The 12,299-nt window shown below is 71.6% G+C and carries 15 protein-coding genes; 1 reads left to right on the top strand and 14 read right to left on the bottom strand.

The features are described from left to right. Positions 1–143 precede the first annotated feature (143 nt). The 11 genes from lgt to hisI form a co-directional block, all read right to left on the bottom strand. On the bottom strand, positions 144–1,130 hold the full coding sequence (gene lgt / locus OG622_RS36965) for a prolipoprotein diacylglyceryl transferase (protein ID WP_371580976.1): 987 nt from the start codon (positions 1,128–1,130) through the stop codon (positions 144–146). 126 nt (positions 1,131–1,256) lie between these two features. Further along, positions 1,257–2,033, bottom strand: a complete 777-nt coding sequence (locus OG622_RS36960) for a DsbA family protein (RefSeq protein WP_371580975.1) — start codon at positions 2,031–2,033, stop codon at positions 1,257–1,259. Positions 2,034–2,186: 153 nt separating this feature from the next. Further along, complete coding sequence (trpA, locus tag OG622_RS36955) at positions 2,187–3,005, bottom strand: tryptophan synthase subunit alpha (RefSeq protein WP_371580974.1); 819 nt, start codon at positions 3,003–3,005, stop codon at positions 2,187–2,189. Then, positions 3,002–4,291 carry a tryptophan synthase subunit beta gene (gene trpB, locus OG622_RS36950; protein ID WP_371580973.1) on the bottom strand — a complete coding sequence of 430 codons (1,290 nt, stop codon included), beginning with the start codon at positions 4,289–4,291 and terminating at the stop codon, positions 3,002–3,004. The genes trpA and trpB overlap by 4 nt, the downstream gene beginning before the upstream one ends. Before the next feature lie 247 nt (positions 4,292–4,538). After that, complete coding sequence (gene trpM / locus OG622_RS36945) at positions 4,539–4,718, bottom strand: tryptophan biosynthesis modulator TrpM (protein WP_371584338.1); 180 nt, start codon at positions 4,716–4,718, stop codon at positions 4,539–4,541. A 145-nt stretch (positions 4,719–4,863) separates the two neighbouring features. Further along, positions 4,864–5,673 (bottom strand): indole-3-glycerol phosphate synthase TrpC, encoded by an 810-nt coding sequence (gene trpC / locus OG622_RS36940; RefSeq protein WP_371580972.1) that lies wholly within the window; start codon positions 5,671–5,673, stop codon positions 4,864–4,866. A gap of 172 nt (positions 5,674–5,845) precedes the next feature. Continuing rightward, a complete protein-coding gene (locus OG622_RS36935) occupies positions 5,846–6,343 on the bottom strand; it encodes a DUF2752 domain-containing protein (RefSeq protein ID WP_371580971.1) in 498 nt (165 codons plus the stop codon). A 72-nt stretch (positions 6,344–6,415) separates the two neighbouring features. After that, positions 6,416–6,688 carry an HGxxPAAW family protein gene (locus tag OG622_RS36930; protein WP_371580970.1) on the bottom strand — a complete coding sequence of 91 codons (273 nt, stop codon included), beginning with the start codon at positions 6,686–6,688 and terminating at the stop codon, positions 6,416–6,418. 156 nt (positions 6,689–6,844) lie between these two features. Beyond that, positions 6,845–7,498: a TIGR02234 family membrane protein gene (locus tag OG622_RS36925; RefSeq protein ID WP_371580969.1), complete on the bottom strand. Its 654-nt coding sequence runs from the start codon at positions 7,496–7,498 to the stop codon at positions 6,845–6,847. 52 nt (positions 7,499–7,550) lie between these two features. Then, entirely contained in the window at positions 7,551–9,029 is a 1,479-nt protein-coding gene (locus tag OG622_RS36920) for an anthranilate synthase component I (protein WP_371580968.1), read from the bottom strand. Positions 9,030–9,040: 11 nt separating this feature from the next. Continuing rightward, positions 9,041–9,487 (bottom strand): phosphoribosyl-AMP cyclohydrolase, encoded by a 447-nt coding sequence (gene hisI, locus OG622_RS36915; protein WP_371580967.1) that lies wholly within the window; start codon positions 9,485–9,487, stop codon positions 9,041–9,043. 157 nt (positions 9,488–9,644) lie between these two features. On the opposite strand from hisI, the gene OG622_RS36910 reads away from it, so the two are divergent. Then, positions 9,645–10,280: a TIGR03085 family metal-binding protein gene (locus OG622_RS36910; protein WP_371580966.1), complete on the top strand. Its 636-nt coding sequence runs from the start codon at positions 9,645–9,647 to the stop codon at positions 10,278–10,280. Positions 10,281–10,354: 74 nt separating this feature from the next. Here OG622_RS36910 and hisF read toward each other — a convergent pair whose 3' ends face one another. The 3 genes from hisF to priA are packed head-to-tail and all read right to left on the bottom strand — an operon-like array spanning position 10,355 to position 12,297. Then, entirely contained in the window at positions 10,355–11,110 is a 756-nt protein-coding gene (gene hisF / locus OG622_RS36905; RefSeq protein WP_371580965.1) for an imidazole glycerol phosphate synthase subunit HisF, read from the bottom strand. 46 nt (positions 11,111–11,156) lie between these two features. After that, the gene (locus OG622_RS36900) at positions 11,157–11,549 is read right to left on the bottom strand and encodes a RidA family protein (RefSeq protein ID WP_086746281.1); all 393 of its coding nucleotides are present in this window, start codon (positions 11,547–11,549) and stop codon (positions 11,157–11,159) included. A 25-nt stretch (positions 11,550–11,574) separates the two neighbouring features. Then, positions 11,575–12,297, bottom strand: a complete 723-nt coding sequence (gene priA, locus OG622_RS36895; protein WP_371580964.1) for a bifunctional 1-(5-phosphoribosyl)-5-((5-phosphoribosylamino)methylideneamino)imidazole-4-carboxamide isomerase/phosphoribosylanthranilate isomerase PriA — start codon at positions 12,295–12,297, stop codon at positions 11,575–11,577. Positions 12,298–12,299 lie beyond the last annotated feature (2 nt).

Here is a 12,299-nt window from a genome sequence, read left to right as displayed (position 1 = left end):
GCCCCACGACCTCAGTCACCCCGACCCGACCCGCCCGTCTCTCCATCCGCCCCCAAACTCAAAGACCCACCCGCCCTGAATGGGGCGGGTGGGTGGGGAACATCCGACGCCGAGCGGCGGATCACAGCAACCGGAGCGATACGTCAGCTCTTCTCGGCGGACTCGGCCTTCTTCTCGCCCCCGGAGTCGGGGGCGGCATCCGCCTTCTTCTCTTCCTTCGCATCGGCCTCACCCGAGGGCTCCGCCGACTCCGAGCCCTCGTCCTCCTCCTGCGCGCCCTTCTCCAGGTCCCCAGCGGCAGCGCCCTCGTCGGAGTCAGCCGGCTCGACGACCTCTTCCCGCCCAGGCCGCTTCCGGGCCGACAGGACGATGTAGATCACGGCGAGGATGAAGACGAACAGCGCGGTCCAGTTGTTGAGGCGCAGCCCGAGGATGTGGTGGGCCTCGTCGACCCGCATGTACTCGATCCAGAACCGCCCCACGCAGTACGAGGCGACGTACAGCGCGAACGCCCGCCCGTGCCCGAGCTTGAAGCGACGGTCCGCCCAGATGACGAGGAACGCGACACCGACGCACCACAGCGACTCGTAGAGGAAGGTCGGGTGGTACGTGCCCGGCAGCCGCCCGTCCGTGGAGGACGTGATCTCGACGGCCCACGGCAGATCCGTCTTCTTGCCGTACAGCTCCTGGTTGAACCAGTTGCCCCACCGCCCGATCGCCTGTGCGAGGGCGATACCGGGTGCGACGGCGTCGGCCCACGCGGGCAGCGGGATGCCACGCCGCCGGCAGCCGATCCACGCGCCCACCGCGCCGAGGGCGATCGCGCCCCAGATACCGAGCCCGCCCTCCCAGACCTTGAAGGCGTCCACCCAGTCACGGCCCTCGCTGAAGTACAGCTCGTAGTCCGTGATCACGTGGTAGAGCCGTCCGCCGACCAGGCCGAAGGGCACGGCCCAGACCGAGATGTCGGCGACCGTACCGGCCCGTCCGCCCCGCGCGACCCAGCGTTTGTTGCCGAGCCAGACGGCTACGAAGACCCCGATGATGATGCAGAAGGCGTAGCCGCGCAGCGGGACGGGACCGAGGTACAGCACCCCGCGCGACGGGCTGGGAATGTAGGCAAGTTCCATGGCAGGGTCGACGCTACCCTGCCGGGCCCGGCCGACGGCAGGCAGCCCGGCAACGGGTCCATAACGCCGTACCCCTACCGCCTTGACGCCCCACGGCCCCCTGCAGCCCCTCGGCTCACACGCGACTCACCCCTGGGCCTTCGCCTCCACCATCTGCTTCAGCTTGGCGGGGGTCATGGACTGGTCCGCGTAGATGTTGGTGCCGTTGAGGAAGACACTCGGGGTGCCGGAGAAGCCGCCCTTCTGGAAGGCCTCGTTCGACTTGGCGACCCAGCTGTCGTGCGGGCCGTCCTCGACGCAGGTGCGGAAGGCGGCGGTGTCCAGCCCGTCCACCTTCTTCGCCAGGTCGAGGAGCTTGGCCTCACTGGCGAAGTCGTCGCTCGTCTCGGCGGGCTGGTTCTGGTAGAGCACGTCGTGGTACGCCGGGAACCTGCCCTCGTTCTGCGCGCACGCGGCGGCGTTGGCGGCCTTGCGGGAGCCGCTGCCGCCCATGTTCCCGTCGATCAGGGTGGCGAGGTGGTACTCGACCTTGAGCTTCCCGGCCTCGGTCAGCTCGTGGATCGTCGAACGGTAGGCGTCCTCGAAGGACTTGCAGGCCGGGCAGCGGAAGTCCTCCCACACCGAGAGGGTCGACTTCGCGCCGGCGTCCCCCACGGGGATCGCGAGGCTGTCCTCGCCGTTGGCCCCCGAGGGCGCCACGACCGGGCCCGCGGTGTCGGCGTCGTCGTCCTTGCCCGCGTTCGCCGCCACGACGCCGATCACTGCGGCCAGGCCCAGCACGCACAGCACCGAGGCGCCCACGATCAGTACCCGACGGCGCTTCTCGGCGGCCTTCTGCTTCTCGCGCTCCTCCGCCAGCCGTTCACGGGCGGTGCGCTTTCCCTCACGGTTCTTCTCGCTCACATCCCGCAGAACGAACCGGGGAGGCGCACAGCGCCTCCCCGGCCCCACTTCCACCCGTTCGAGTGAGCGTATTGCCCGTTACGTCCAGCGATTCCCGTACGACAAACGGGTGAACGTCACGAGCCCCCTTGGCGCGCCGGGTCGCACGCCCGATCACACGCCCCGGCGTACGCCCTTCGCGAGCTCGCCCGCGAGTTCCCGTACGGCGTCCAGGCCGGCCGCCTCGTCGGGGGCGTCCAGCATCCGCTTCACGAACGCGGAGCCGACGATCACGCCGTCGGCGAACCCGGCGACCTCGGCGGCCTGCTCGGCGTCGGAGACACCGAGGCCCACGCAGACCGGCAGGCCGGACCCCGTGGCCCGGGTTCGCTCCACCAGGTCCTGGGCCTGCGCGCCCACCGACTTCCGGGTTCCCGTGACACCCATCAGCGAGGCGGCGTAGACGAAGCCGCTGCCCGCCGCGGTGATCTCGGCGAGGCGGGCGTCCCTGCTGCTGGGCGCGACCACGAAGACGGTGCCGAGACCGTGCTTCTCCGCGTGCTCCCTCCACAGCGCCGACTCCTGGACGGGCAGGTCGGGCAGGATGCAGCCCGCGCCGCCCGCCTCCGCGAGCTCGGCCGTGAAGCGCTCGACGCCGTAGCGGTCGATGGGGTTCCAGTACGTCATGACGAGGACGGGCTTCCCCGTGGCCTCGTAGGCCTCCCGCACCGTGCGCATCACGTCCGCGATCTTGACGCCACCGCGCAGGGCGATGTCGTCGGCGGTCTGGATGACGGGACCGTCGAGGACCGGGTCGCTGTGCGGCAGCCCGACCTCGACGACGTCGGCGCCGCCCTCGAAGACCGCCTTGATGGCGGCGATACCGCCGTCGACGGTCGGGAACCCGGCCGGCAGATAGGCGATGAGCGCGGCCCGCCCCTCCGCCTTGGCGGCGGCGAGGGTGTCACTCAACAGCTGGATGTTGCCGCTCACTTGGCGTCCCCCTCGATCTCGGCGAGATCGGCCGCGTCGGCGGCGACCTCGGCGTCGGCACCGGTTTCGTACAGGTCGAAGTAGCGCGCGGCCGTGTCCATGTCCTTGTCGCCGCGCCCGGACAGGTTGACGATGATCAGCCCGTCCTTGCCCAGCTCCCTGCCGACCTCCAGGGCGCCGGCGAGCGCGTGGGCGCTCTCGATCGCCGGGATGATGCCCTCGGTGCGCGACAGCAGACGCAGCGCCTGCATGGCCGCGTCGTCGGTGACCGCGCGGTACTCGCCGCGGCCGCTGTCCTTGAGGTAGGCGTGCTCGGGGCCGATGCCCGGGTAGTCGAGGCCCGCGGAGATCGAGTACGGCTCGGTGATCTGCCCTTCCTCGTCCTGCAGGACGTAGGAGCGCGAGCCGTGCAGGATGCCGGGTTCGCCGGCGGTCAGCGTGGCCGCGTGCTCACCGGTCTCGATGCCGTGACCCGCGGGTTCGCAGCCGATGAGGCGTACGTCGGCGTCCGGGATGAAGGCGTGGAAGAGCCCGATGGCGTTGGACCCGCCGCCCACGCAGGCGACGGCGGCGTCGGGCAGCCGTCCGGCGCGTTCGAGGATCTGCCGCCGTGCCTCGACCCCGATCACCCGGTGGAAGTCGCGGACCATGGCGGGGAAGGGGTGGGGCCCGGCCACGGTCCCGAACAGGTAGTGCGTGCGGTCGACGTTGGCGACCCAGTCCCGGAACGCCTCGTTGATGGCGTCCTTGAGGGTCCGGGAACCGGACTTCACGGCGACGACCTCGGCGCCCAGCATCCGCATGCGGGCGACGTTCAGGGCCTGCCGCTGGGTGTCGATCTCGCCCATGTAGATCGTGCAGTCGAGGCCGAAGAGCGCGCAGGCCGTGGCGGTGGCGACGCCGTGCTGGCCCGCGCCCGTCTCGGCGATGACCCGCGTCTTGCCCATGCGCCGGGTGAGCAGGGCCTGCCCGAGCACGTTGTTGATCTTGTGCGAACCGGTGTGGTTCAGGTCCTCGCGCTTGAGGAAGACCCGCGCGCCACCGGCGTGCTCGGCGAACCTCGGCACCTCGGTGAGCGAACTGGGCCGCCCCGTGTAGTGCACGAGCAGATCGTCGAGCTCACGCGCGAACTCGGGGTCGTGCTTCGCCTTGTCGTACTCCACGGCGACCTCGTCCACGGCGGCGACCAGCGCCTCCGGGATGAACTTGCCGCCGAACGCGCCGAAGTAGCCTTCGGCGCTGGGAACCTGACCCTCGGGGTCGGGAATGAAGAACTCACTGGACATGCGGTTACCTCGCAGGGGCACAGCCCCGGGTTGGTCGGACGATGGGTTCACCGTGATCGCGTACACGCCGCGCTGAGAGCCGCAGTCGGGGCTCACCGTCGCGAACGGTCGTCGGACCTCGCTCCGGTGGCAGTGATTCCGCCGCGACGGCGCACGCCCGTACGGCGTACCGGCGGTGCCGTACGACCGGAGCCCCCGCACGGGGGTCCGACAACGGCACGTCGCCGTGCGCGTGGCGCGGCTCAGCTCATCGCAGGTGACGCGTCCGGGGCCATCGCATGCCGTTCACCTGGCCCGGCTCGTCGCCGATGACGTACCGGACCCGGCGCCCGTGGACCCGGCGGGCGGGCGCCCGGCAGCCACGGGGACGGCACCCGCGTGCGAGGCGGGCGTAGGGGTCCTTGGTCGTCATGGAGATCGAGAACATCGGGGTACAGCCTACCGGCCCCGGATCACCCATGTGGGTGGCCTCGGCCGATACGGTCGACATGGCCGCCTCCGCGCACCCCGACGCCCCGGCGGGGGCGAACCCCGGCCGGTCGGCGGCGAAGGCGCGGTCGGTCATGGTCGGGTCAGCCCCGCCCGTGCCGCAGCGCCGGGTGCTCGCCCGCGGCGACGAGGTCGGCGACGGCGGTCCTGGGGTCCTTGCCGGTGACGAGGGACTCGCCCACGAGGACCGCGTCGGCGCCGGCGTTGGCGTAGGCGATGAGGTCGTGCGGGCCCCGGACACCGGACTCGGCGATCTTGATGACGGAGTCGGGGATCTCGGGGGCGACCCGCTCGAAGGTGGTGCGGTCGACCTCGAGGGTCTTGAGGTTGCGCGCGTTGACCCCGATCACCCGGGCACCGGCGTCGACCGCGCGTTCGACCTCGTCCTCGTCGTGGACCTCGACGAGCGGGGTGAGCCCGATGGACTCGGCACGCTCGATCAGCGACTCCAGCGCCGGCTGGTCGAGGGCCGCGACGATCAGCAGGACGACATCGGCGCCGTACGCCCGCGCCTCCCACAGCTGGTACGAGGTGACGATGAAGTCCTTGCGCAGGACGGGGATGTCCACGCGAGCGCGGACCGCCTCCAGGTCGGCCAGCGAGCCGCCGAAGCGGCGCTGTTCGGTGAGGACGGAGATGATCGCCGCGCCACCCGCCTCGTAGTCGGCCGCGAGAGCGGCCGGGTCGGCGATCGCGGCGAGCGCGCCCTTGGAGGGGCTGGACCGCTTGACTTCGCAGATCACCTTGACGCTGTCGCCGCGGAGCGCGGCAGCGCCGTCCTTGGCCGCCGGAGCCTTCGCCGCGCGCTCCTTGAGCTCGTCGAGGCTGACGCGCGCCTGCCGCTCCGCGAGGTCGGCACGGACTCCGTCGATGATCTCGTCGAGCACACTCACGCGAGCGGCCCCCTTTCAGACGGTGGAAATCGGTGACAACCTTTGACGGTCATGTATTGACAGTCGAGCGGTTCCCAGAGTTCTGGCAGTTCATTGTGATGGTATCCGGAGGAGGGCGTGGGCCTCACATCCGGTTGACGACGGTCCCACTACCTGGACGTTCACCGTTTGATCAAGGATGGAGCCAGCCGCCGAAGGGCAGGTTCCGGACAACCGTGAAGACCAGCGCCAACACGCCGAGCGACCACATCTGTACGGGTCCGAGCCGGAGGCGCAGGGATCGCCCGCGCGCCGCATGGACCACCCAGACGGTCCACAGCACCGCGAAGCCCACGAAGCCCGCCACGGCCAGCGCGTTGTCGGTGAGGGCGGTCGCGACGTCCCCGTGCGCGAAGGCGTGGGCGCTGCGCAGACCGCCGCAGCCGGGGCAGTAGAGACCGGTGAAGCGCCACAGCGGGCACACGGGGTAGTGGCCGGGTTCGTTGGGGTCCACGGTCGCGACGTACGCGAAGGCCCCGCCCACGGCCACGAGCACCCCGGCGGGCACCCGGAGCGCGCGTGACGTGCGCCCCAGGTCACGACCGGGGCCGCTGGTCGCGGCGGTCGCATCGGCCGTTTCGGCACGCGACGGCGGCGCGGTCGGCTGAGTCTCGGCGTTCACACACCGCATTCTGCCCCGCGCGGGCCGTACGCGCGCCCGAGGGACGGCTCCGCGGTCGCGGAACCGCCTCTCACACGGACGTCAGCTCTTGGCGCCGGCCGGCTCCGGGGTCGTCGCCGGCCGGGTGCGTACCGCCGCGTTCTCGTACACGGCGTGCGCGTCCTTCGGCTGGCCCATGCCCATGGCGCGCATGACCATGCCGACGACGCCGCCGAGGACGGTGATGACCATGCCGGCCCAGAATCCCAGCGGCTGGGCCATCACCATGTAGGCGCCCGAGACGCAGAAACCGATGAAGGCGATGGTGACGCCGGTCCAGGCGGCCGGGGTGTGACCGTGGCTGCTGCCCGCCATGACTTGCTCCTCGTTGTTCATTGCGCGGTGCTCGATGCGTGTCGCTCGATGCCTGTGCTGAGTCGGACGCTCGTCGTCCATTGTCCCGTACGAGTACGAGTGCCTTGAGCGGGGGTGTCCACTCCGGCGTTCCGGGGGTCGTGCCGTCCGTGCGGTCTAGGCCGGGTCGGGTCCCGTCGGGTCCTCGCCCCGGTCCAGGGCCTTCCACATGTCCTCGGGCCGGTCGGGGTCGACCGGCTCGGCCTTGCGGGGCCGGGGGGTGCCGTCGCGTTCGTAGCGGCCGGACATCGCGGGCCACAGCCCTCCGTAGCGGAGCGCGAGCAGCCCGGCGAGCAGGATCAGCGCGCCACCGGCGGCCGCGACGTACGGCCAGCCGGTGTGGCTGAGCGCGCCGACGGTCGCGGCGGTGTCGCCGGAGGCCTCGGCCGCTTTGTCGTCGAGCGCCGAACTGTCGTACGCGCCGAGCAGCGCGGCGGCCACCGTACCCGCCCCGGAGAGGGCGAGCAGGGCGGCGACCAGGACGCGCCCGGACCGGCGGACGGCGAAGACGGCGACGAGCGCGGCGAGGCCCACGACGGCGAGGGCCGCGGGCACGCCCGTGACGTCGCTGCCCTGGGCGGTCAGCGGGAAGGCGCCGCCGGCCACCGAGATGGTGCCCTCCGACCAGCGCTGGCGGCTGGCGAGCAGCGCGACGGCCGCGCCGAGGGCACCGCTGAGCAGCGCCAGGCCGAGGCTGCGCCGGCCGGCGCGGACGGACGCGGGTTCGGATCGGGGGTGAGGTACGTGAGGTACTGCGGTCACGTACCCCACTATCGCCTGCCCCCCGGGTGGGTTGTCACCCGGGGCTGACGTGAGAAGCGCCCTATTGTCCGAGCCGGTTGGCCGTGTGCACCGCGCGCAGGACCGCCGCCGCCTTGTTGCGGCACTCGGTGTCCTCGGCGAGGGGGTCGGAGTCGGCGACGATTCCGGCGCCGGCCTGGACGTATGCCGTGCCGTCACGCAGCAGTGCCGTGCGGATGGCGATGGCCGTGTCGGAGTCGCCCGCGAAGTCGAGATAGCCGACGCAGCCGCCGTACAGGCCCCGACGGGACGGCTCCAGCTCGTCGATGATCTGCATGGCACGCGGCTTCGGGGCGCCGGAGAGGGTGCCGGCGGGGAAGCACGCGGTGAGGACGTCGAAGGCCGTACGGCCCGCCGCGACCCGGCCGGTGACGGTGGACACGATGTGCATCACGTGCGAGTACCGCTCGACGGACATGAAGTCGACGACCTCGACCGAGCCCGGTTCGCAGACGCGGCCCAGGTCGTTGCGGCCCAGGTCGACGAGCATCAGGTGCTCGGCGCGCTCCTTGGGATCGGCGAGCAGCTCGTCGGCGAGGGCCTGGTCCTCCTGCGGGGTCGCCCCCCGGTGCCGGGTGCCGGCGATGGGGTGGACCATGGCGTGCCCGTCCTCGACCTTGACCAGGGCCTCGGGGGAGGAACCGACGACGTCGAAGCCGTCGAAGCGGAACAGGTACATGTACGGGGACGGGTTGGTCGCCCGGAGGACGCGGTAGACGTCCAAGGCGCTTGCCGTGCACGGCGTTTCGAAGCGCTGGGAGGGGACGACCTGGAAGGCCTCGCCGGCCCGGATGCGCTCCTTGATGTCCTCGACGGCCTCCTGGAAGTCGGGGCCGCCCCACAGCGCGGTGTACTCGGGCAGCTCCGAGGGCGGCAGGGCCGCCGGGGGCTGGGCGACGGGCCGGGCGAGATCGGCCTGCATGGCGTCGAGGCGGGCGACGGCGTCGGCGTGGGCCTCGTCGATGCCCGTGTCCAGGTCGTTGTGGTTGATGGCGTTGGCGATCAGCAGGACCGAGCCCTCCCAGTGGTCCATGACCGCCAGGTCGCTCGTCAGCAGCATGGTCAGCTCCGGCAGCCGAAGGTCGTCCCGCTCGCCGGGGCCGATCTTCTCCAGGCGGCGCACGATGTCGTAGCCGAGGTAGCCGACCATGCCGCCGGTGAAGGGGGGCATGCCCTCCTGGTGGGGGGTGTGGAGCGCCTCGATGGTGGCGCGCAGGGCGGCCAGGGGGTCGCCGTCCAGGGGGACACCGACGGGCGGGGTGCCGAGCCAGTGTGCCTGGCCGTCGCGGGCGGTGAGGGTGGCGTGGCTGCGGACGCCCACGAAGGAGTAGCGGGACCACGAGCGGCCGTTCTCCGCGGACTCCAGCAGGAAGGTGCCTGGGCGCTCGGCGGCGAGCTTGCGGTAGAGCGCGACCGGGGTGTCGCCGTCGGCGAGGAGCTTGCGGCTGACGGGGATGACACGGCGGTCACCGGCCAGCTTGCGGAACGTCTCGAGGTCCATGGCGGCTGACCTTACTGATCCAGTGACGGTACGTCGGAATCGGCGCCGCCCTCGACGGCCTTGAGGACGTCCTCGTCGAAGCAGGTGCGGGCACCGGTGTGGCAGGCGGCGCCGACCTGGTCGACCTTGACGAGGACGGTGTCGGCGTCGCAGTCCAGGGCGACGGACTTCACCCACTGGAAGTGGCCGGAGGTGTCGCCCTTCACCCAGTACTCGCGGCGGCTGCGCGACCAGTACGTGCAGCGGCCGGTGGTGATCGTGCGGTGCAGGGCCTCGTCGTCCATCCAGCCGAGCATGAGCACCTCACCGGTGTCGTACTGCTGGGCGATGGCGGGCAGGAGCCCGTCGGCGCTGCGCCTGAGGCGCGCGGCGATCTGGGGGTCCAGCGCGCTGGGAGTGCCGGGGCCGGAGGGGGCTCCGGGGCTACGGGGGCTGCTGGAGGACGGCGTGCTGGTCATGCGTGCCATTGTGCCGCGCCGCGCCGGCCGGCCCGGTCCGTTGTCCACAGGCCGGACCCTCTTGTCGTACGAACGGCACCCCGGCCGGGCAGCCGTCGCCACGCGTCGGCCGGACCTGCGCTGGGCGGAGCGGTGGCCCGGTCGTAGGCTGGCTGCCATGTCGACCCATGCCAAGCGTGAACGGCTTCTCTTCGCCGACCTGTTGGAGACCGCGGGCCCTGAGGCCCCCACCCTGTGCGAGGGCTGGACGACCCGTGATCTGGCCGCGCACGTGGTCGTGCGCGAGCGCCGCCCCGACGCCGCCGGGGGGATACTCATCAAACAGCTCGCGTCGCGCCTGGACCGGGTGATGGCGGAGTTCGCCGCGAAGCCCTACGAGGAGCTGATCCAGCTCGTCCGCACCGGTCCGCCGCGTTTCTCGCCCTTCTCCCTCAAGCAGATCGACGAGGCGTCGAACACGATCGAGTTCTACGTCCACACCGAGGACATCCGCCGCGCCCGGCCCGAGTGGTCCCCGCGCGAGCTCGACCACGTCTTCCAGGACGCCCTCTGGTCCCGCCTGGAGCGCACCGCCCGCCTCATGGGCCGCGGCTCCCCCACCGGCCTGGTCCTGCGCCGCCTCGACGGCCAGACGGCGGTGGCCCACCGCGGCGCCCCCGTCGTCACCGTCTCCGGCGAGCCCTCCGAGCTGCTCCTGTTCCTCTACGGCCGCCAGCAGGTCGCCGACGTCGAACTGGACGGCGACAAGGAGGCGATCGCCAAGCTGCACGCGACGAAGCAGCTGGGGATCTGAGCAGGCCTCGCCGTACGCCCCGACGGAGAACCCCGGCCACCCTGAAGGCGGCCGGGGCTCTACGGAGCGCGACGTCACCGCACAGCGTGTCCCGCTCCCCGCAGTGCTTCCTTGACCTCGCCGATGCGCAGGTCGCCGAAGTGGAAGACGGAGGCGGCGAGGACGGCGTCGGCGCCGGCCTCGATGGCCGGGGAGAAGTCGGCTAGGCGTCCCGCGCCGCCGGAGGCGATGACGGGGACCCTGACGTGCTTGCGGACGGCGGTGATCATCTCCAGGTCGTAGCCGTCCTTGGTTCCGTCCGCGTCCATCGAGTTGAGCAGGATCTCGCCGGCGCCCAGTTCGGCGGCCCGGTGGGCCCACTCGACGGCGTCGAGGCCGGTGCCCTTGCGGCCGCCGTGCGTGGTGACCTCGAAGGATCCGGCTTCCGTACGGCGCGCGTCGACGGAAAGGACCAGCACCTGGCGGCCGAAGCGCTCGGCGATCTCGCGGATGAGGTCGGGGCGGGCGATCGCCGCCGTGTTGACGCCGACCTTGTCCGCGCCGGCCCGCAGCAGTTTGTCCACGTCCTCGGCCGTGCGGACGCCGCCGCCGACCGTCAGCGGGATGAAGACCTGCTCGGCGGTGCGGCGCACCACGTCGTACGTGGTCTCGCGGTTGCCCGACGAGGCGGTGATGTCCAGGAACGTCAGCTCGTCGGCGCCCTCGGCGTCGTACACCTTCGCCATCTCGACGGGGTCGCCCGCGTCGCGCAGGTTCTGGAAGTTGACACCCTTGACGACCCGGCCGTTGTCCACGTCCAGGCAGGGGATGACTCGGACCGCCAGGGTCATGAATCCACGGCTCCTTAGGAATGACCTGGGAAAGGCCCGCGAAGGCCTAGCCTCTGAATGCTTCGATCTCTACTTCGACAAGGATGCGCGGGTCGACGAACCCTTCCACGACCAGCAGGGTCGCGGCCGGACGCACCGGGTCGAAGATCTCCTTGTGGGCCCGCCCCACGTCTTCCACGTCCCGCATGTGGGTCAGGTACATCCGCGTACGGATCACGGACCCGGCACCGAGCCCGAACTCGCCGAGCGCCTCGACCGCGCTGGTGAAGGCCACCTTGGCCTGTTCGTACGGGTCGCCCTCCCCGTACAGCACATCGCCCCTGAAGGCCGTCGTGCCCGCCACCAGCACGCGGTCGCCCGCCGCGACGGCGCGCGCGAAACCGAAGGACTCCTCCCAGGGACTCCCACTCTGCACACGCCGTACGGCTTCGGACGTCATGACACCGCGTCCATTTCCGGGACAGTCACGCCACAGCCTCCAGGGCCTCTTCCAGGGTGAACGCCTTCGCGTACAGGGCCTTGCCGACGATGGAGCCCTCGACACCGAGGGGCACAAGCTCGGCGATGGCCCGCAGGTCGTCGAGGGACGACACGCCGCCGGACGCCACGACCGGGCGGTCCGTCGCGGCGCACACGTTGCGCAGCAGCTCCAGGTTGGGGCCCTGGAGGGTGCCGTCCTTGGCGATGTCCGTGACGACGTAGCGGGCGCAGCCCTCCTTGTCGAGGCGCTCCAGCGTCTCGTAGAGGTCACCGCCGTCGCGGGTCCAGCCGCGGCCCTTCAGCGTCGTACCGCGCACGTCCAGCCCCACCGCGATCCTGTCGCCGTGCTCGGCGATGACCTTGGCGACCCACTCGGGGGTCTCCAGGGCGGCGGTGCCCAGGTTGACCCGGGTGCAGCCGGTGGCCAGGGCCTTCGCCAGGGAGGCGTCGTCCCGGATGCCGCCGGACAGTTCGACCTTGATGTCCATCGCCCGGGTCACCTCGGCGACCAGGTCCCGGTTGTCGCCGGTGCCGAACGCGGCGTCCAGGTCGACCAGGTGCAGCCACTCGGCGCCCGCGCGCTGCCAGGCGAGGGCTGCCTCCAGGGGGGAGCCGTAGGAGGTCTCCGTGCCGGACTCGCCGTGGACGAGCCGGACCGCCTGGCCGTCGCGGACGTCGACGGCGGGAAGGAGTTCGAGCTTTGCCATGG

Origin of the sequence: Streptomyces sp. NBC_01314 (assembly GCF_041435215.1) — a bacterium.
GTDB lineage: Bacteria > Actinomycetota > Actinomycetes > Streptomycetales > Streptomycetaceae > Streptomyces.
This window is presented reverse-complemented; position numbering and strand designations above follow the sequence as displayed.